The organism is Bradyrhizobium sp. 23AC (assembly GCF_054863025.1).
Genome location: NZ_JAVAYN010000010.1, coordinates 76,256 through 93,351, shown reverse-complemented (window position 1 = coordinate 93,351; position 17,096 = coordinate 76,256). Strand labels below are relative to the sequence as shown.

Below are 17,096 nucleotides of genomic sequence, written 5' to 3'. Positions count from 1 at the left end.
TGAGACTTCGCAACAAACAACGCGGATTAAGCTAACTGCTCAACCTTACCGCGATGAAATCGATGCGCGATGCTCCGTATAACAACGGTGTTTCGCTGGCGAATCCGATGCGCGCCCTCCGACTGCGGTCTCATCCGTGCGGCTCGACGTTTGAAGCGCCAAATGAACGCGGGTTCATGGTGTCGCGTTGTCGAGTTCTGGTAAAAAGAACTGGAGCCTCTTCTCCGCGCTCTGCGCTCGCGTGCCGACCAATCTTCAAGCATCACGTTGCACAAACTTCATCTTCGTCTGACAAAAGTTTCAGCGGTGACGATCTTGAAGTCGACACAACGAAAAGATGAAAATGAGCGCGGGAGGAACGTTCCGGCAAACGTGGGAATATTCCAATGTTAGCTGCTTTGGTTTTGATTTCGATTTTCGCAGCGGGTTTTGGCTGCGGCTATGCCGTACGGGCGTGGCGCTCGCGGAAGCGATCGGCACGATATCGTCTTTATGCACCCTATACCCCTGCCTCGATGGAAGCCGGTCGTACCCAGCGGCCATCGTAACCGCGGGGCCGCGCGCGTGCTGCCCCATGGTCGTGGCGAAGTCGAAATAACCATGTGCGGTTAGGTTAATCTGTCGCCGTCCTTGAGGGCCCAGGAAAGGCAACCTAAGACGGATCAGTTCATTGCGAGTTCGGGCCCTCTGTTTCCGGAGGGCGCGCGCGGGTAGGCGTAGATGACGTGGCTGATTGCGTTGCTGGGCGCGACGACTTGCGCTCTTATTTTGATTGCGTTTGTTTGTAGCTATGGCCGGCATCTGAGAGATCTTCCAGGTCCTTGGATCATGAGCGAGGGTCATTCAAATGATTGATCAACGGCAGAACGCGCCGCGCAGATATTTTGTTGACGCGCAAGGGCATCGTGTTCTGATAGGCCTGTCGCTGGAGGAGACGGCGGAATTCGAGGCGCTGGATCTTGCACCGAAGGAGACGGTGCAAATCGTGGCCGAAACCCGCGCAGGCACGGGAGCGGCCGCGGTTGACGACGTTCGGTGGCTCGAGCTCTATTCCAAGCACGAAGGAGCCTGGCGGGCCTGGATCGCACAAAGCCAGGCGGGGCGGACGCAGGATTTAGGCTTTGTTAACTATGCCTGACCGATGGTAGCGGCTTAGATTTCGAAAATGGGGATGGCCCACATGTTTCAGCTGTTCCTGAGAGCACGCGCGCACAATCTCCTCGGCTCGCGCCGCGAGGACAAGGGCTTCAAAGCCCGCTCCGCCGAGCGTGATGCGGAGACGGACCGCGCGAGGGTCGACGCCGTCATGGTTGCCATTGACACCGCGCTACGAGATGCGGAGAGGGAGCAGGTCGGGCTCAGTCGACGTGTCGATGACGCGCTGGCGCGTGCATCCGTCACCTTCGGAAACGGCACCGATGAGTATCTCGAGCGAGAGGCGCTCGACAATCATCACCAGGATCTCTTCGCGGCGGACATCTCCAATGGCCAGCGGCGGCTCAAGGAGCTGGCAAGCACCATTGCTCACTTGAAGTTCGTCAAGACCGCAATGCTCACGCGTTTTCCGAATTTCAAGCCGCCGCAGCTCAACAGCTAGTATTGAGGACAGCGCGGTCTGCGGCTCGAAGGACGAGGCGTGCGCTCAGGCCGTTGCCGAGAGTCCTATGCGATAGCCCTGCCACACACAGGGCAGACCGCGTGACAATTCGGCGCCGCTTTGTCGTTTGGCGCGTCGATCCTTTTTGCTATGGTCCCGGCAAGCATTCACGCTTCGAGGGAGCAGCAAGGTGCCGGTCAGGAATATGCGAAGGTTGGTTGGATTGGCATGCGTGTTGACGTTGGCTGCGCCGGCGACGGCGTCGGCCATCACTGCCGAAGTGGCGCGCGCATGCGAAGCGGCGGTGGCCAAGGCGTTTCCGCCCAGGCAAATCGGCAACCCGGCGGCCGGGAGTGCCAAGGGAACGGCCAAGGATCAGCGGGCATACTTCCAAAAGTGCGTCGCGAACAACGGTAAGGTCGACGACGCGCCGGCTGAGGCGGCCAAGGACGGTAAGCCTAGTAAGTAGCGGCCGTTGATCTAACGCGGCGGCGGGCAGGGAGAATAGAACGCGCCGTTCGCCGCGTTGATGCGTTCGACGCATTGGTTGGGATCGGTGATCGTCCCTGCCACCGTGAAATCGTAGCCGATGCCTTTGACGACGACGATGTAGCGACCCGGCGAAAGCGTGAAGCCGTCCTGCTCCGGTTGCAGCAACAGCATCCTCTGCTGATCCTCGACCGGCCCCACTTTGTAGGGGTAGGACATGCTGCGAATGACCCAGGAATCGCCCGCGTTGACTATGGCGGCCTTGCCGGAGGCATCGACGCCCATTGACCGGGACACCTTCGCGACGACTCGAACCTCGGTCACGCTTGCCTCAATGCTTCCGTCCGGTCTGAACACGATGAAGTTGACATCTCCGCTTGTCAGGGTCGTTGCACTCGGCGTGTTGATGGCCGCCGAGATCGCAACGCGGCGGTCTGGAATCTTTCCGGGGACCGGCTTCAGTTCCTGGAGTTGCCCCTCGTTCAGCGCGTAGACGCCGAAGGTTGTCGGCAAAGGCATGGAGGGGTGTGCAGGGGGTGCCGGCTCCTTTGCGCTGTCGGGCGATCGTTCGACACTCGCGCTCTCCGATGGGGTCGGGGCGGTGGCCGGCCGGGGCTCGGGGGTGCCCGGCGCGCGGTCGGATGGCAGCACCAATTGTGACAGTGCGGACACCTGTGTCCTCAAACGCGGCCAATAGATCACCGCGCTGCTGGCGCCGGCCATGAGCAGGAGAATGCCGGCCAGTCGAACCAGAAAGGTGAAGGCGCCGCTCCGTTTGGGTTGATCCGGCGATCGTGGCGAAGCCACGGGACGGCGCGGTGCTCCCGCGTCCTTCGCAGCAGGCGGCGAAGCCGAAACGGCTGACGACATCGGAATGGGCGGGGGAGCGGGGGTATGGCCCGGGGGCGGGACCGGAACGTCGGTTGCCGCGACAATTTTTTGCGGCTCGGACGCGGCGCTACGCTCGAAGGAACGCTCGACCTCCTTGATGGCACGTTCGAGGACTTGCTGAAACTCGCGCGATTCCCGCGCATCGGCATGCGTGAATTGCTCCAGAAGCTTGACGCGCGCCAGCTCATAGACGATCTCCCGCATCTGCCGGGGATCGTCGGATACGGCGCGGATGCGGCTCGACAGGAGACGGATAAACCCGGCTTTGATCTGTTGCGCCGAGGGAGCGTTGGCCGCAGTTTCACCGGAGTCGGTCATCAAGGTCGATCAAGTAGCCCGGATAGGGCTATTTCGCTAGGTCTTTCCGCTTCAAACGTCTCGAGTTGAGGCGGTTTGGCTTCGATTGGCGGGTCCGCAAAGGCCTCGCGCGGTGTTCGAAGGTGCTTGCTTTTGGGCGAGAACCTGTGACATTTCGCCAAGCTCTCTTCTCTTTCTGGTGCTCGACCATGCGCGGCGTTCTAGCAGTCCTCACGGTTTTGACCTTCCTGGTTTCGCCTGCCGTTGCGCAAGGGACCAAGGATCAGGCCAACACCACGAGCTCCAGCATCATCACGACCCCTACGAAAAAGGCGCAGACCAATCAGGCTGCCTCGCGGCCGACCGCCGTTCGGAACCTTTCAGGCAGGCTGCCTGCTGGAAAGTCGGCCCAGGGCGTCTGGCGAGACGGCAAGCTGGTTGCCGTTCCCCGCTGAGGCCGCCGCCCAACGAACCGTGAAGGAACGGTGATCGCCTCCCTGACGTTCATGCTCGGGAGATATCGTATGAAACGACCAGTTCTGATCGCCATTGCGTTGCTTGTGCCCGCCGCTGCCTGGGCCCAGGGCGTCAACGATCCTTCGACGCCCAACCGCAACGTGACCATTGTCAATCCGTCGCAGCCCGCGCCGCCCAACGCGACGCGTAACATCCCGAGCCGGATCGAGCCGCCGGTGACGAGGGGCGGCGGATACGCCCGACCCTATCACGGGAATAGAACCCGGGGCAGTGGCAGTGGCTCGAGCCGCCGTTAGTCGCGCTGAACACCCGCCAAGACCCAGGGCCGGCTATTGCGGATTGACCTCGACCTCCAGTGTCGATGTCCCCGCAACCTGACGGTTCTTGCCCGAGATCAGCAGCGTGAACTTGTCGCTGCCGGGCGCCTCGGCTTCTGCCGAATAGCGGAAGCCGGACCCGACCACCGCCAATTGTCCCCGTGATGGCCCGCTCACGACCGATACCTTGAAGATCTGCATGTACGACCAGCGCAGGCCCTGGATGCACTCCGCGCCCGGCGCGATCGACATCGTCCATTTCACCGTATCGTGCGACAACGCGAACGGCGTCCGTTCCTTGATGCAGATGGGGCTGGCCTGCGCCGCGAGGCTAGACATGGCGGACGCCGCGAGGACAACACCTGACAGCAATACCGGTCCTGTACGCATTCTCGGCAACTCCACCAGTTTATGCCGAAATCTAACGGTGACGATTTGACGAGGTCTTGGAACGCAGCTGTTTGCCTTTGACCGCTCATCACACGTAAATCTCAGAAAGCGCGATCATCCGGTCGGCTCTCTCCAGATCATGCCATCCTACCTCTGTTTTGCCCGACGGATCAAATCGGATTTCGGGAAAGACGTAACTGATTGAAATGGCTGGCGCCGGCTACTGTGCATGGGGTTGTTTTTCGATTTTTGATGGGACGGCCCCGCGTTCCTAAAATCTTGCAATTGGCAGCCGCATGAGCTGAAGTTGAGGGGGCCGCTGGATGCTGCTCGGCCCGCTCGGGAGTCATCGGAGTGCGATCCATTCGCCGCAAGTCCACATCGGATCGCTCGATATCCGGGCAAGCGCCGGTTCAGGCGGCCGTGGCCGCCGCTGTCGGATTGGCCCTCTCTGCCTACCCGCTCTCATGTCGTGCTCAGACTGAGCCGGAGCCATCCATCAGCGACTACCTTCCGCCAAGCGAGCCGGAAGTCTCGCGCGACGAATGGCGGCAGCGGATCGAGGACGCACGGCGCCGAGCCAAGGAAGCTTCGCGCGAGCGGCGGGAGCATCCCGAGCTCTACAAGCCGATTCCGGAAGATCCGGACCTTGTCGCGACCGAACGCCTTCTCCGCGACGATAGCCTGCAGCGAGGCGATATCGTCACGACCAAGAAGGGCATGTTCGTCTATCAGGGGCGATCCGACCAACCGCGTCGCGATCAGGACTTCGTGCCGGTCAACCCGAAATCGGTGCGCTGAAATTCAGTACCGCCGCAAGATCTCGTTGAATTTGGGATCGGTCACTTTCGTGGTGTCGAGCAGCAGCGCCTTGCCTTGCGGAGTTGCCTGCACATAGGCCGCGATCAGCAGCGGCTCGTAACGCGAGCGATTGGCGAGCGCGGCGCGGATGTCGGATTGCGCCAGCAGCTTGATCTCCTCGTCCGTTGCAGCCGCGCTCGAGGTCACGGTCCGGACGCGAGCGAAGGCGACGTCGATCGGCACCGATCCGGTCAAGTAGGACATCTTCACAGCGGGCGTCGCCGCTTCGCCTGCCTGGGCCTGCAGCGTGCCGAGCGTCAGCCACAGCGCGGGCCTGATCGGTGAGACCTTCAAGGCAGCGACGACGGCGTCTTGGGCGGCCTTGTTCTCGCTGGCCCGTCCGGCCGCATCGGTTGAAGGACGGTGAAGAACGTCAGCGGCCATTGCCGCCGCGTAATTCGCGAGCAGGTCGCCATCCAGCGAAACTGATGCCAGGACACCGCCGGCCGCCAGCTTCGCCTTCTCGGGCGGAATCTCGCCCGAGAACAAATCGCTCGCGCGAAAGTTCGGTCGGACGAGATCGCCGTAGAACGCGATGCCGGCATGAAGCGCCAGCACGATGGCGGTGCAGATGCCGATGACGCGAAGCCGGAATATGCGGTTCATGGTGAAATCGACGAGGCCTGTGAGGGCGAAGCGAGCACGGGATTGAAACGAGAGCAGGGCTCTTAAATTGCGAGCAGACTATCACCTTGGATCGTCAGCAGCGTCAAGTTTCCGGTCGCATAGGCGCCGGTGTCGATGTTGATGCGGTTCGGGCGAATATCGGGCGCGCTGACCGGGGTGTGACCGTGAACGATGTATTTGCCGAAGCGCTCCTCGGACGCGAGGAATTCCTCGCGGATCCAGAGCAGATCCTCATCCTTCTGGCGCTCGAGCGGCACGCCAGGCTTGACGCCGGCATGGACGAAGAAGAAGTCGCCGCAGGTAAAGGACGAGGGCAATTGCTGCAGGAAGGCCAGGTGCTCGGGCGGCAATGCGCGCTTCAGTCCTTCGATCAGCTCGACCTGCTGCTCCGCGGACGGATTCATGGTCGGCGTGATGCCGTAGGAGACCAGCGTCAGCAGGCCGCCATAGTGGCGCCACTCCTGCAGGCGGGCGGGGTCCTTGAGGACCTCGAGCAAGAAGATCTCGTGGTTGCCCTTGAGGCAAACCGTCTCGTGTGTTTTCGAGCGTTCGATCAACAGATCAAGCACGCCGCGCGAGTCCGGGCCGCGGTCGACATAGTCGCCGAGAAAGACCTGGATGGCCCGTTCGGGGGCCGAGCGGGCCAGATCGACGTCGATGACGGTTAACAGCGATTGAAGCAGATCGGCGCGGCCGTGCACGTCGCCGATGGCATAGACGCGAACGCCGTCGGGAAGCCGAGGCTTGGTCTTCTTTCGAAAGCGTGAGGAAAGGCCCATCAGGTCGGTCGAATCGCTTCCAGCGTCACGAGCGGAACGTCGCGATGGCTCTTAGCAGAACAAGTCACACATCGGTATTCTTAATTGTTTCCGACCAAGGCGCCTGCATTTTGATTAAAGGATCGCGCGGCCTTTGAGCCGTATTTCAAGACGTCTCGCGTAGCGTCTCCCCAACAAAAACGGGGAGCGCGACATGCGCAAAGTTGTAAAGTTCCTGGCGGCCGTGGCCGCCATCGTCGTTGCTGCAGGGGTGCAGCAGCGCGCTGAAGCCGCATTCGTCGGTGCGCCCTTGGGGCTGCGTGGCGCCATCCAGTACATCAAGTTCGACCAGCCGACGCTGGCGCCAATGGCGTTCACGCTGTTTTGCCTGAAGTACAAGGACGAGTGCAAGCCGCGGCCGCAGCACATCGTGTTCAGGGGCGGGCGCCTGAAGCTTACGGCCGAGCGGCTGGCGCAGATGCAAGAGGTCAACCAGAAGGTCAATACCGCCATCCGTCCCGAGGCCAATCTGGAAGGGCTGCGCGGCGAGAAATGGCTGCTGCATCCGACCAGCGGCGACTGCAACGATTACGCTGTGACAAAACGCCACGAACTGATCGCTAAGGGCTTTCCGGCGCGCTCGGTGCTGCTCAGCGAGGTCGTGACCACCTGGGGCGAGCATCATCTCGTGGTCGTGGTGCGCACCTTCGCCGGCGATCTCGTGCTGGACAATCTCTCCGGCCACATTCTGCCGTGGTCGAAGAAGCCCTATCGCTGGGTCCGCATTCAGTCGCCCAAGAACCCGAATTACTGGGCCTCACTCGGCGATCGCGCGGTCTGATCATCCGCGCTCTATCGTGATCCGGATTGGCTGACGCTCTGCGACAGCCCCAGTCCCACGATCACGGAAAGGCACAGGATTGCTGCGGGCCGCAGCAGCCCGGGACCGGCCAAGCTCTGAATCAGCGCAAACAAAACACAGGCCGCGGCGGCCGCAGGGAAGAACGAGTCGCGTCCGCGCTGCAAAGCGCCGAAGAACAGGCGCACCAGCGCGATCAGGCTCACCGCCAGCGCGGCAGCCATGCCGATCCATCCCATGCCGGCAAAGACCGCCGTGGCTGTCGACGGCGCCGTCAAAGCGGCTCCGACGTCGCTCTGATAGATACGGCCCACCGCAGCAAAGGTCCCGGCGCCCGCGCCGAACCAGCGCGTGTCGGTCAACATGCGCTCCAGCGCGGCCCGCGTTTCGGCCCCCATATCCGGGACGAGCCGCAGCAGGACCGGTCCGGAGCCCTTTTCGAACAGGAACGACAGCACGATCGCAGCCCCGATCAAGGCGGCGGCCGACAAGGCGCCCGCTGCGAGCGGCGATAGATCGAGCCTGCGAATGACGAGGATCAGCAGGATCAGCACAATGCCAAAGGTCGCGGCGATCGCGCTGTTCGTGCCCGACAGGCCGAACACCGCAAGCGCGCTTGCCAGTGCGCCCACAAGACCGCAAAGGCCGATCGCCACCGAGCGAAGGACCGAGTGATGCGTCTCGGCCCGTTCGGCAGCGAGCTGCATCACCGCCAGATTGAGCATGAGACCGAGGCCGGCCAAAGTCGTCGTGAAATCCGAGGGCGCGGCCCCGGCAAGTGACGGCGAGAGCCGATGCAGGTCCAACATCAAAGCAGAGACCCCAGTTACGCCGCTCAGCACAAAGAGAACCAGCTCGGCCCGGCTGCGGTTGCGGACCACCAGGATGGTGACGCCGAGCAACGAGATCGCTGCAAGCGCCAGCAGCAGCGCGCTGACGGTCAGGCCGATATCGGCCGTGATCGGTCCGAACGGCAGGCCACCTATGGCATCGCGGGTGCTGGCCCAGATCGGATGGGCAAAGCTCAGTGGAAGCGGGACGAGCTGGGCCGCGATGAACAGCGGAATGGCGATCGGGATCCAGCGGCCCCAGGAGGTCGCGCGAACATAGTGATCGTAATCGGCTTTTCGCGCGCTCGCGGTGGCCGCCAGCAGGCTTAGCGCGGCGGCCATCGTCCCGAGCTGTGCACCAAACTTGGCGCCGGCAATTTCGAGAGCGGAAGCGGAGACGATGGAAACGATGAGGGCAAAATAAGCGAGGGACAAACGGCGCGCTCGAAGGGAATCCTGAAACGGTCAGGTCACCATACAAGCGAGCGGGTGGTTTTCAAACAGAGGCCTGCCTTGGTCCAGCGCTTAAAACCTCGGGCCGTTTGCGCGCGGGCTCGTCGCAGCGTTGATCGGCGCGATCAGCGGGTGGCCTTGATCGGACGGCCGAAGACGCGGGCGGCACGTGCGGCGGCAAGGCCAAAGCGCGCGGCCGAGCCGAACAGATAGCCGCCCTGGAGGGCGATGGCCGTGAGTGCCACGCCTTTCAGGCTCTCGAGCAAAGTGAGATCGAGCACCAAGCCGACCGGGATGGCGGCGAGCACCATGGCGAAGGTCAACGGCAGCAGCACCAGGACGCGAAAGCGTTGGCCCAGCACGGCACCTACCAAAAAGCTGAAAATCAAAAACGCGGTCATCCGAAACACTCTCCGTGCTTCGGACCCTAGGTTCCCCACCCTAAAAAGACCCTTAAGCTGTATGGCTAAATTCGGCCTATTGGCTGCAATTTGCCAGCAGCGAATGATAGGCCTCCCGCAAGCCGTTCAGGGCCACCACGCCCTTGATCTCGCTGTCGCTTTCCCTGACCACCACCGACAGCGAGGCCGTTGTCTGCCATTTGCCGGCGGCAAAGGCCGAGACCTCGTCGGGCAGCAGCACCGCGGCGCCTGCGGCCGCCATGCTGGCGTCAAAGGTCAGGGTGCCGCCGCCGCTCGCGGCGATGGTGACCTTGGGGTGGCTCCGTGGTGGAAAGGGCCGGATCAGGGCCACCAGCACGTCGATCTTGCCCTTTGGCGCACAGCGCACGATGAGGCCGGCAAAGTCCGGGTCGGATTGGGTGGTATCCGCGGTCTTCGTGATGGCGGCGAAGCTTTCGCCGTCCTTAGCCCCTTGCGTGCGGCTGAACTTCCAGACCGAGGAGAGGGTGGGGGCGGCCACCTCGACAATGGGTGTGCCCTGGCACGAGGACCGCGCGCTGCCAGCGCAGGAGGTAGCAGAGCCCCATGGTCGATCAGCGGCGCCAAGGAGGGAGCCTGCCAACAGCGGGACAAGAAGGAGGCCAGACAATGGGAGTTCCTATCCTTAACGGCCCAGACTTAGCAGAGCGGAGAGAGGTCAAGAAGCCTCGCGCTCGACACACGGAGCCCTTGAGTTGGGCGGTTTGCTCGCCGACCGGGCACACGAAATACAACAAATGGTCACAAAGGGTTAAACCAAGCCCCAAAGAGTGGCCCGCACGCAACAGTAGCCGACGGATCGCTCCATTAACCACCGGGAACCCTTGTCGCACCACCCCCTAGGCCGTACCAATCAGGGCTAATTGGGGTCTCTTGGGGCGCGCGATTCATGCATTCCTTTGCCAAGTCATATCTTTTCAAGCCAGCATTTCTGGCCGCCGCTTTGGCGCTCGGAGCGTGCTCGACCAATCCCGGCTCGGGTCCGCTGACGGACGACGTCAACAACAAGATTCAGACTGAAAACGCTCCGGCCTACGAGCTGGTGCCGCTCAATCCCGCCACGGTGAAGATCCTGCACACCCATGAGCCCAAGGGGCTCGCGGGAGCGTTCACGGACAAGCGGCCGCCGGCCAGCATCGTATTCGGCATCGGCGACGTCGTCAGCGTCACCATCTTCGAAGCCGCGGCAGGCGGTCTGTTCATTCCGGCGGAAGCCGGCGTCCGTCCGGGCAACTATGTGACGATCCCGGATCAGTCGGTCGACAATGACGGCTTCATCACGGTGCCCTATGCCGGCCAGATCAAGGCCGCGGGGCTTACGGCGGTGCAAATCCAGCGCGCGATCATCGACAAGATCGGCAACCGCGCCATCGAGCCGCAGGCGGTCGTCGCGATGTCCTCGCAGCGCACCCAGCTCATCAGCGTGCTCGGCGAAGTCAATTCGCCGGCGCGTTATCCCGCGAGCGCGGCGGGCGCAAAGGACAAGGTGCTCGATGCGATCACCCGCGCCGGCGGCATCAAGGGCCAGGGCTTCGAGACCTGGGTCATGCTGGAGCGTGGCGGACGGCGGGCCACCGTGCCGTTCGAAAATCTCGTGATGGCGCCCGAGAACAACGTCTATGTTCGCCCCGACGACAGCATCTACGTCTATCGCGAGCAGCAGAAGTTCCTGGCGTTCGGCGCCAGCGGCCAGAGTGGCGAGTTCAACTTCGATGCCTGGCGCATCAACCTCGGCGAAGCCATGGGCAAGGCCGGCGGTCTTCTCGATGGCCAAGCCGATCCGGCCGCCGTGTACATGTATCGCCGCGAGCCGCGCGAGGTTGCGGCCCAGCTCGGTATCGACGTGAGCAAGTACACGTCAGAGACCGTTCCGGTCATCTTCAACGTGAACCTCCGCGATCCCGGCGGCTTCTTCCTTACCACCAAGGTCATGATGAAGAACGGCGACGTGATCTACGTCTCGAACTCCCGCAACGTCGAAGTTACGAAATTCCTGCAGTTCCTGCGCGTGATCATGGCCACCGGCTCGGATGCGGTGAATCTCTCCAACGACGCCCTGATCTTCCGCAACAACGTCAAGCTGGCGCCGTAAGACGCCGACTTGATCCAGCGAAACCGATGGCACCGGGGCTTTGTCCCGGTGCCATTTTCGTTTAGATCGAAGCCGTTCTGCTGCGGCTACGAGTTCGGGAAAGATCAAGGCGCCACTGGGCAGGGCGCCGGTCATCGGGCACCCCGCACTGTTGCAAGGGGCTTCATGCGCTTTCGGACACTTTGCCGTCTTTTGGCTCTCGTCCCCGTCGGCTTCGGGCTTGCACCGCTCGGGCAGGCTCTCGGCGCTGCTGCAGAGCTAGGCGTCCGCCACCGCATCGACGTGATGGTCTCCGCGGAGCCTGACGCTCCTGTCTTGTCGCGCCTCAAGGGAGCCAAGGGCGAGCTGTCGTTCACAGTCCGGCTGTCGGCGAACTCCAAGGAGAGCAAGTTCTTCGGAATGCTGCGCCCGTCCTTCCCGGATATCGTTGTCCCCGATGGTGCGGGAAAGCCGCTGGTCCAGCAGACCAAGCTATGGGAGGAGGAGGTTTGTCATCAGCGCCGCGGCCTGCCTAAAGTCACGGTGACGCAGCTCGGCGGGCATTTTGGCGAGGGGGAGGGGCGGATCGAGATTTCGGCCATCAACCGGCACATCGGCGTCCTGGTCCCGCCCGACGAATTAACCCCTGGAATAAAACTCGATCCGGGCAGTGATAGCTTTGGAGTATTCTTGGCTTTCCGGGCGCAGACCCGGAACAGCCGCCTCAACGTGGATCTGAAGATCTATCCGATCGATTGCTTCCTCTAAGTCTAAAGCAAGCTCGCCTCAAGAAAGCACGATGCGCCTTTGGCCTCCCAATATGAGCTGGTTCAGGATTCGTTGGTCATGGAGCTTGCCCGCGACCTTCATCCTGTTCTTCGTGGTGGCCAGCGCGCCGTTTCCGTTCGGCTCGACCAATGATCTGTCGATTGCGTTCTGGTGCCTGTGCCTCGGGATCGCGGTGATCTTCGCGCCGACGCGCGATCTGCGGGCACCGCATCTGTGGCTGCTCGCCGGCATCGGCGTGATCGTTGCGGCTTATGCCTTCGTGCTGCACGAGCAGCTCTCCGACCATCCCTGGGTCGCGCCATTCCAGCCGATCTGGAAGCAGGCCTCGGATCTGCTCGGCGTGCCGATCGCTCCTTCTGCTTCCATCGTCAAGAACGAGGCGTTCTTCGCGCTCGGCGCGCCGCTCGCCAACATCCTCGCCATCGTTCTCGGCATCACCGTCGGCGCCGATCGTGACCGCGCCCGCCGTCTGCTGTGGGTGATCGCGATCTCGGGTGCGGCCTACGCCCTCTACGGCGTGCTCTCGTTCCTGATCGAGCCCACCATGATCCTGTGGCGGGACAAGACGGCTTATCTCGGCAGCGTCACCGGCACCTTCATCAACCGCAACACGGCGGCGGCGTATTTCGGCTCCTGTGCGGTGATCTGGATGCTGCTGATCCTGGAAGATGTCCGCCGCCGGCTCCCGGAGCGGCACGTCGAATGGCGGCGTCTGTCGCTCGATCTGCGCGCGATCCCGCCGAAAGAGATCCTGCCGCAGCTTGGCTGCCTGCTGATCTGCCTGATGGCGATGTTCATGACGACCTCGCGTGCCGGCGTCGGCCTGTCGCTGCTGGCGATGATCGTCGCGTTCACGCTGTTCCTCAGGAAGGACCTGCCGCCGCGCACCGGCATCTGGATTTCGCTCGGCTCGGGCCTAGCCGTCGCGCTCGGCCTCTTGCAGTTGCTCGGCGGCCGCGTCTCCAGCCGCTTCGACAGTAATGGCCTGGTCGACGAGGGCCGCGTCGAGGCCTGGAAATCGACGCTCAAAATCATCGCGGACAATCCCTGGTTCGGCACCGGCATGGGCACCTTCCAATGGGCCTTCCCGCCGTATCGAAGCCCCAACATCTCGATTCGCGGTGTCTGGGATGCCGCGCATTCGACGCCGCTGGAGCTTGCCTCCGAGGTGGGCATTCCCATGGCGCTGCTGGTGGCGCTCGGCTGGGCCATCATGCTGCTCGTGCTGGCCAGGGGCGTGTTCGGACGCCGGCGCGATGCCATCATCCCGCTGGCGGCGGTGGCGACCGCGACGCTGTCGCTGCTGCATTCGTGCCTGGACTTCACGCTGCAGGTGCCCGGTTACAGCATTCCATTCTTTGCGCTTTTCGGCGCGGGCCTGGCGCAATCCTTCCGCACCAAGGACAGCCGCCCCATGGCGGAGGCGGGCGCTACCAGCCGGCGAGGCGAGGGCCATCCGACAACCGCTGGCGCAGCGCCGAGCCGGGTGCCTCAGCTTCATAAAAGTGTCTAGATTTGAAGCAGTTGCGTCGTTTACGAAGTCTTTAGAATAAGTGGACAGCTCTTTTCTCTTCGGTTAGGTTCCGCACTGCACAGCCATTTGCCCGGGCCGAGGAAGCACATCGGGGCAGCTGATTTTTTGGAGGTTGATTTATGAGCGTTATCAGAACCGCGCTTCGCATGGCTGCCGCCGCGGCCCTCGCCGCGACGATCACGTCGGCCGCCAGCGCTGCCGTTTACCCGCCGCAGCGCCAGCTGCCGGCCACCGTCATTTCCGACTTCAAGGCTTCCCCCAACAGCCTGTTGCAGCAATATCCGACCGGCGGCCCGCAGCTGATCTCGCGCGTGCGCGACCTCGGCGCCTCCGATCCGACCACGCTTCCCGGCCTGATCGCGCTCCTGAAGGATCCCGCCACCACCAAGGACCAGATGCGCGCGATCGTCGGCGGCCTCGCCCAGATCGCCCGCATGGCCGCGTCGAGCGACCAGGCCTTCGCCAATGAGATCCAGGCCGCGATCGCCAACACCGGCAACGCCGACGTGATCGCCGCCTACCAGGCCGCGACCGGCGACGTCGCGATCGCCGCGACCGGCGGTGGCGGCGGCGGCGGCAGCTCCGGCTCGGGCGGACCGGTCGGCAATCCCGGCAACACCGGCGGCAGCGCGAACGGCGCACCGACCTTCGGTGGCCTGCACTATGCGACGACGGTCTCGCCGAACGCAACGGCCGGCGTGACCGGAACGACCAACGCCGCGAATCGGATCAGCACGCGCTGACCCGTATTTGCCCGGAGACCAAGCCCTCCGCGCAGCCTCATTCACGACCTAACCAAAGCGGCGCCATCGAGCGCCGCTTTCACGTTTGGGCCGTTAAGCTTCATGCAAAATGTCGTGCAAGCGGAGCTGTGCGCTGCATCATGCGCGTTCAATTGCGGACGGGATTGTGCTAGTGTTTCGTGGAGCGCGGGCTTTGGCATCAGGTTTGCTGCGGACGCATGCAGGCTTTTGGCGAACATTAATCCCAATAAAGACACATCGATCCATTTTCAGGAATTGCTAGATGTTGCAGGTGAATAAGCCGACCTCGGAGATCAACCGTGATTTCGCCGAGGCCGACGGCTCGGCGTCGCAGACGCTGACCTCCTATCTCGACATTATCAGGCGCCAGTTCCCGACCATGGTCGCGATTGTCTCGGCTTGCGTGATCCTGGCGCTGCTCTATCTGTTCACCGCCGCGCCGCTGTTCACCTCGACAGCCTCGATGGTGATCGACACCCGCAAGGTGCAGCTGTTCCAGCAGCAATCCGTGCTCGGTGACATCGCAATCGATTCCGCGACGGTGGAGACGCAGGTCGAGATCCTGAAATCGGAGAACATCAGCCTCGCCGTGATCCGCGACCTGCATTTGATTGAGGACCCCGAGTTCACCGGCAGCGGAGGCGGCCTGCTCGGCACGATCATTGGGGCAGCGACGGGCCTGTTCTCATCAACTCGCGTCCCGTCCGAGTTTGAGCTAACGCGCAAGGCGCTTGGGCAGTTCGAGAAGAATCGGACCATCAAGCGGCTCGGCCTCACCTATGTGATGGAGATCGGCTTCACCTCGCGGGACCCGCAGAAAGCAGCGCGGATCGCCAACGCCGTTGCGGATGCCTATATCGTCGACCAGCTCGAGGCGAAGTACCAAGCGACCCGTCGCGCCAGCGTCTGGCTCCAGGACCGTATCAAGGAGCTGCGCACCCAGGCCTCCGCCGCACAGAAGGCGGTCGTCGATTTCAAGACCGCCAACAACATCATCGCCACCGGCAAGGGGCTGATGAACGAGCAGCAGCTTGCGGAGGTCAACAGTCAGCTGATCATGGCGCATGCGGCGACCGCCGAAGCCAAGGCGCGGCTGGACCGCTTGAACGATATCTTCAAGCAGGAGATTCCGGATGCCTCAGTGGCTGACGCGCTGAAGAACGACACCATCGTCAAGCTGCGCGGGCAATATGTCGACCTGGCCTCCAAGGAGTCGATCTGGTCGATGAAATACGGTTCGGATCACTTGGCCGCCGTCAATCTGCGTCGGCAGATGGCCGAGATCAAGAAGAACATCATCGATGAGCTGAAGCGCATCCAGGAATCCTACAAGAGCGACTACGACATCGCGGTGACGCGCGAAGAAAGCATCAAGACCAGCCTCGCCAACGTCGTTTCGGAATCGCAGCTCACCAACCAGGCGCAGGTGCAGCTCCGCGAGCTTGAGAGCAACGCGCAGTCCTACCAGGCGATGTATGATAATTTCCTGCAGCGCTACATGGAGAGTGTGCAGCAGCAATCCTTCCCGATCACCGAGGCGCGGGTGATCAGCGCGGCGACCACGCCGCTGGTGAAGAGCTACCCGAAGACCCCGATCATCCTGGCCGTAAGTCTGTTCGGGGGTATGCTGCTGAGCTTCGGCGCCGCGATGGCGCGCGAATTCACAGACAAGGTGTTCCGCACGACCTCTCAGGTCGAGGAGCAACTCGGGGCCAATTGCATCGCCATCCTGCCCGCGCTCGGCAACACGGTCTCTGCGCAGGGACTTGGCGAAAAAGTGTTGGGCGGCAAGCTTGCCAGGAAGGGCAATCCGCAGCCCGATCTTCTTCGTTATGTCGTCGACAATCCGCTGTCGCGCTTCTCCGAGGCGGTGCGCTCGCTGAAGGTGGCGGTGGATCTCAACTCTATCGTGCGGGAGAACCGCGTGCTGGCAGTGACATCGACCCTGCCGAACGAGGGCAAGAGCACGCTCTCCACTAACCTAGCGCAGCTAATGGCGCATTCCGGCGCCAAGGTGATCCTGGTCGATGCCGACCTGCGCAACCCCTCGCTGTCGCGCGCGCTTAGGCCGGACGCGAAAGTCGGGCTGGTCGATTTGGTCGGGCAGAAGGTTCAGCTTCAGGATGCCGTCAGCCTCGACCCGCAGACCGGGCTCGCGGTGCTGCCGGCCGGCACCACCTCAAAGCTACTGCATACCAACGAGATACTGGCCTCCAAAGCCATGTACGAGGTGGTCAGCCTGCTGCGCTCGAAATATGATTACGTGGTGCTGGACATGCCGCCAATGGCTCCGGTGGTGGATGTGCGCGTCACCTCGCCCTTCGTCGATTCCTACGTCTTCGTAGTGGAGTGGGGCAAGACCAAGATAGATGTCGTGCGGCACAATCTGCGCAATGCGCCGGAGATCCACGACAAGCTGCTCGGCGTCGTCCTGAACAAGGCTGACACCAAGGCCCTCGCGCGGTACGAGTCCTATCACGGCCGCTACTACTATCAGAAATACTACGCCCGTTATGGGTATGTCGAATAGCGCTCACTGGCTGGCAGTAACGACCCTTCGCAGCCATTTTCTGCTGTGCGGTCTGCTAGGCGTCATTTGGTCTTACGCTGCCTTGCCGTCGTTTCGGCTAACTGGGCCAGCCCGTAACGTTT

The 17,096-nt window shown here is 62.6% G+C and carries 19 protein-coding genes; 12 read left to right on the top strand and 7 right to left on the bottom strand.

Features of this window, described 5'->3' with window-relative positions:
- Nucleotides 1-847 precede the first annotated feature (847 nt).
- From RAD10_RS23315 to RAD10_RS23305, 3 genes are all read left to right on the top strand, one after another.
- The gene (locus RAD10_RS23315) at nt 848-1,138 is read left to right on the top strand and encodes a hypothetical protein (RefSeq protein WP_461619381.1); all 291 of its coding nucleotides are present in this window, start codon (nt 848-850) and stop codon (nt 1,136-1,138) included.
- A gap of 42 nt (nt 1,139-1,180) precedes the next feature.
- Nucleotides 1,181-1,597, top strand: a complete 417-nt coding sequence (locus RAD10_RS23310) for a hypothetical protein (RefSeq protein WP_028142314.1) — start codon at nt 1,181-1,183, stop codon at nt 1,595-1,597.
- A gap of 232 nt (nt 1,598-1,829) precedes the next feature.
- Complete coding sequence (locus tag RAD10_RS23305) at nt 1,830-2,066, top strand: hypothetical protein (RefSeq protein ID WP_245323214.1); 237 nt, start codon at nt 1,830-1,832, stop codon at nt 2,064-2,066.
- An 11-nt stretch (nt 2,067-2,077) separates the two neighbouring features.
- Here the strand turns inward: RAD10_RS23305 and RAD10_RS23300 are convergent, their stop codons facing one another.
- Nucleotides 2,078-3,295 (bottom strand): hypothetical protein, encoded by a 1,218-nt coding sequence (locus tag RAD10_RS23300; RefSeq protein ID WP_461619505.1) that lies wholly within the window; start codon nt 3,293-3,295, stop codon nt 2,078-2,080.
- A gap of 188 nt (nt 3,296-3,483) precedes the next feature.
- Between RAD10_RS23300 and RAD10_RS23295 the strand changes: the two genes are divergently transcribed.
- The gene (locus RAD10_RS23295; protein WP_091956219.1) at nt 3,484-3,729 is read left to right on the top strand and encodes a hypothetical protein; all 246 of its coding nucleotides are present in this window, start codon (nt 3,484-3,486) and stop codon (nt 3,727-3,729) included.
- 69 nt (nt 3,730-3,798) lie between these two features.
- Nucleotides 3,799-4,047 carry a hypothetical protein gene (locus RAD10_RS23290; protein WP_461619380.1) on the top strand — a complete coding sequence of 83 codons (249 nt, stop codon included), beginning with the start codon at nt 3,799-3,801 and terminating at the stop codon, nt 4,045-4,047.
- A 33-nt stretch (nt 4,048-4,080) separates the two neighbouring features.
- Here the strand turns inward: RAD10_RS23290 and RAD10_RS23285 are convergent, their stop codons facing one another.
- Nucleotides 4,081-4,407, bottom strand: a complete 327-nt coding sequence (locus tag RAD10_RS23285; protein WP_461619379.1) for a hypothetical protein — start codon at nt 4,405-4,407, stop codon at nt 4,081-4,083.
- A 474-nt stretch (nt 4,408-4,881) separates the two neighbouring features.
- Between RAD10_RS23285 and RAD10_RS23280 the strand changes: the two genes are divergently transcribed.
- Entirely contained in the window at nt 4,882-5,259 is a 378-nt protein-coding gene (locus RAD10_RS23280) for a hypothetical protein (RefSeq protein ID WP_461619378.1), read from the top strand.
- 3 nt (nt 5,260-5,262) lie between these two features.
- On the opposite strand, the gene RAD10_RS23275 is transcribed toward RAD10_RS23280, so the two are convergent.
- Nucleotides 5,263-5,925: a hypothetical protein gene (locus RAD10_RS23275; protein WP_461619377.1), complete on the bottom strand. Its 663-nt coding sequence runs from the start codon at nt 5,923-5,925 to the stop codon at nt 5,263-5,265.
- A 62-nt stretch (nt 5,926-5,987) separates the two neighbouring features.
- The gene (locus RAD10_RS23270; protein WP_461619376.1) at nt 5,988-6,725 is read right to left on the bottom strand and encodes a metallophosphoesterase family protein; all 738 of its coding nucleotides are present in this window, start codon (nt 6,723-6,725) and stop codon (nt 5,988-5,990) included.
- 193 nt (nt 6,726-6,918) lie between these two features.
- On the opposite strand from RAD10_RS23270, the gene RAD10_RS23265 reads away from it, so the two are divergent.
- Nucleotides 6,919-7,545 carry a transglutaminase-like cysteine peptidase gene (locus RAD10_RS23265; RefSeq protein WP_038949591.1) on the top strand — a complete coding sequence of 209 codons (627 nt, stop codon included), beginning with the start codon at nt 6,919-6,921 and terminating at the stop codon, nt 7,543-7,545.
- Nucleotides 7,546-7,556: 11 nt separating this feature from the next.
- On the opposite strand, the gene RAD10_RS23260 is transcribed toward RAD10_RS23265, so the two are convergent.
- The 3 genes from RAD10_RS23260 to RAD10_RS23250 all read right to left on the bottom strand — a co-directional run bounded on the left by RAD10_RS23260 (nt 7,557) and on the right by RAD10_RS23250 (nt 9,767).
- Nucleotides 7,557-8,828, bottom strand: a complete 1,272-nt coding sequence (locus RAD10_RS23260; RefSeq protein ID WP_461619375.1) for a hypothetical protein — start codon at nt 8,826-8,828, stop codon at nt 7,557-7,559.
- A gap of 143 nt (nt 8,829-8,971) precedes the next feature.
- Nucleotides 8,972-9,247 (bottom strand): hypothetical protein, encoded by a 276-nt coding sequence (locus tag RAD10_RS23255; RefSeq protein ID WP_461619374.1) that lies wholly within the window; start codon nt 9,245-9,247, stop codon nt 8,972-8,974.
- A gap of 76 nt (nt 9,248-9,323) precedes the next feature.
- Nucleotides 9,324-9,767 (bottom strand): hypothetical protein, encoded by a 444-nt coding sequence (locus tag RAD10_RS23250; protein WP_461619373.1) that lies wholly within the window; start codon nt 9,765-9,767, stop codon nt 9,324-9,326.
- A gap of 408 nt (nt 9,768-10,175) precedes the next feature.
- Between RAD10_RS23250 and RAD10_RS23245 the strand changes: the two genes are divergently transcribed.
- The 5 genes from RAD10_RS23245 to RAD10_RS23225 all read left to right on the top strand — a co-directional run bounded on the left by RAD10_RS23245 (nt 10,176) and on the right by RAD10_RS23225 (nt 16,974).
- Entirely contained in the window at nt 10,176-11,378 is a 1,203-nt protein-coding gene (locus RAD10_RS23245; RefSeq protein ID WP_038973340.1) for a polysaccharide biosynthesis/export family protein, read from the top strand.
- Between the two features lie 9 nt (nt 11,379-11,387).
- Nucleotides 11,388-12,125 (top strand): hypothetical protein, encoded by a 738-nt coding sequence (locus tag RAD10_RS23240; protein WP_245323209.1) that lies wholly within the window; start codon nt 11,388-11,390, stop codon nt 12,123-12,125.
- 31 nt (nt 12,126-12,156) lie between these two features.
- Entirely contained in the window at nt 12,157-13,659 is a 1,503-nt protein-coding gene (locus tag RAD10_RS23235) for an O-antigen ligase family protein (RefSeq protein ID WP_461619372.1), read from the top strand.
- Between the two features lie 140 nt (nt 13,660-13,799).
- The gene (locus RAD10_RS23230; RefSeq protein ID WP_461619371.1) at nt 13,800-14,423 is read left to right on the top strand and encodes a hypothetical protein; all 624 of its coding nucleotides are present in this window, start codon (nt 13,800-13,802) and stop codon (nt 14,421-14,423) included.
- 283 nt (nt 14,424-14,706) lie between these two features.
- Nucleotides 14,707-16,974: a polysaccharide biosynthesis tyrosine autokinase gene (locus tag RAD10_RS23225; protein WP_179736966.1), complete on the top strand. Its 2,268-nt coding sequence runs from the start codon at nt 14,707-14,709 to the stop codon at nt 16,972-16,974.
- Nucleotides 16,975-17,096 lie beyond the last annotated feature (122 nt).

Excerpts from the sequence above, each read along its gene's own strand:
- RAD10_RS23315 (WP_461619381.1), top strand. The coding sequence starts at position 848 with ATGATTGATCAACGGCAGAACGCGCCGCGCAGATATTTTGTTGACGCG.
- RAD10_RS23310 (WP_028142314.1), top strand. The coding sequence starts at position 1,181 with ATGTTTCAGCTGTTCCTGAGAGCACGCGCGCACAATCTCCTCGGCTCG.
- RAD10_RS23300 (WP_461619505.1), bottom strand. The coding sequence starts at position 3,295 with ATGACCGACTCCGGTGAAACTGCGGCCAACGCTCCCTCGGCGCAACAG.
- RAD10_RS23295 (WP_091956219.1), top strand. The coding sequence starts at position 3,484 with ATGCGCGGCGTTCTAGCAGTCCTCACGGTTTTGACCTTCCTGGTTTCG.
- RAD10_RS23290 (WP_461619380.1), top strand. The coding sequence starts at position 3,799 with ATGAAACGACCAGTTCTGATCGCCATTGCGTTGCTTGTGCCCGCCGCT.
- RAD10_RS23285 (WP_461619379.1), bottom strand. The coding sequence starts at position 4,407 with ATGTCTAGCCTCGCGGCGCAGGCCAGCCCCATCTGCATCAAGGAACGG.
- RAD10_RS23275 (WP_461619377.1), bottom strand. The coding sequence starts at position 5,925 with ATGAACCGCATATTCCGGCTTCGCGTCATCGGCATCTGCACCGCCATC.
- RAD10_RS23270 (WP_461619376.1), bottom strand. The coding sequence starts at position 6,725 with ATGGGCCTTTCCTCACGCTTTCGAAAGAAGACCAAGCCTCGGCTTCCC.
- RAD10_RS23265 (WP_038949591.1), top strand. The coding sequence starts at position 6,919 with ATGCGCAAAGTTGTAAAGTTCCTGGCGGCCGTGGCCGCCATCGTCGTT.
- RAD10_RS23255 (WP_461619374.1), bottom strand. The coding sequence starts at position 9,247 with ATGACCGCGTTTTTGATTTTCAGCTTTTTGGTAGGTGCCGTGCTGGGC.
- RAD10_RS23245 (WP_038973340.1), top strand. The coding sequence starts at position 10,176 with ATGCATTCCTTTGCCAAGTCATATCTTTTCAAGCCAGCATTTCTGGCC.
- RAD10_RS23235 (WP_461619372.1), top strand. The coding sequence starts at position 12,157 with ATGCGCCTTTGGCCTCCCAATATGAGCTGGTTCAGGATTCGTTGGTCA.
- RAD10_RS23230 (WP_461619371.1), top strand. The coding sequence starts at position 13,800 with ATGAGCGTTATCAGAACCGCGCTTCGCATGGCTGCCGCCGCGGCCCTC.
- RAD10_RS23225 (WP_179736966.1), top strand. The coding sequence starts at position 14,707 with ATGTTGCAGGTGAATAAGCCGACCTCGGAGATCAACCGTGATTTCGCC.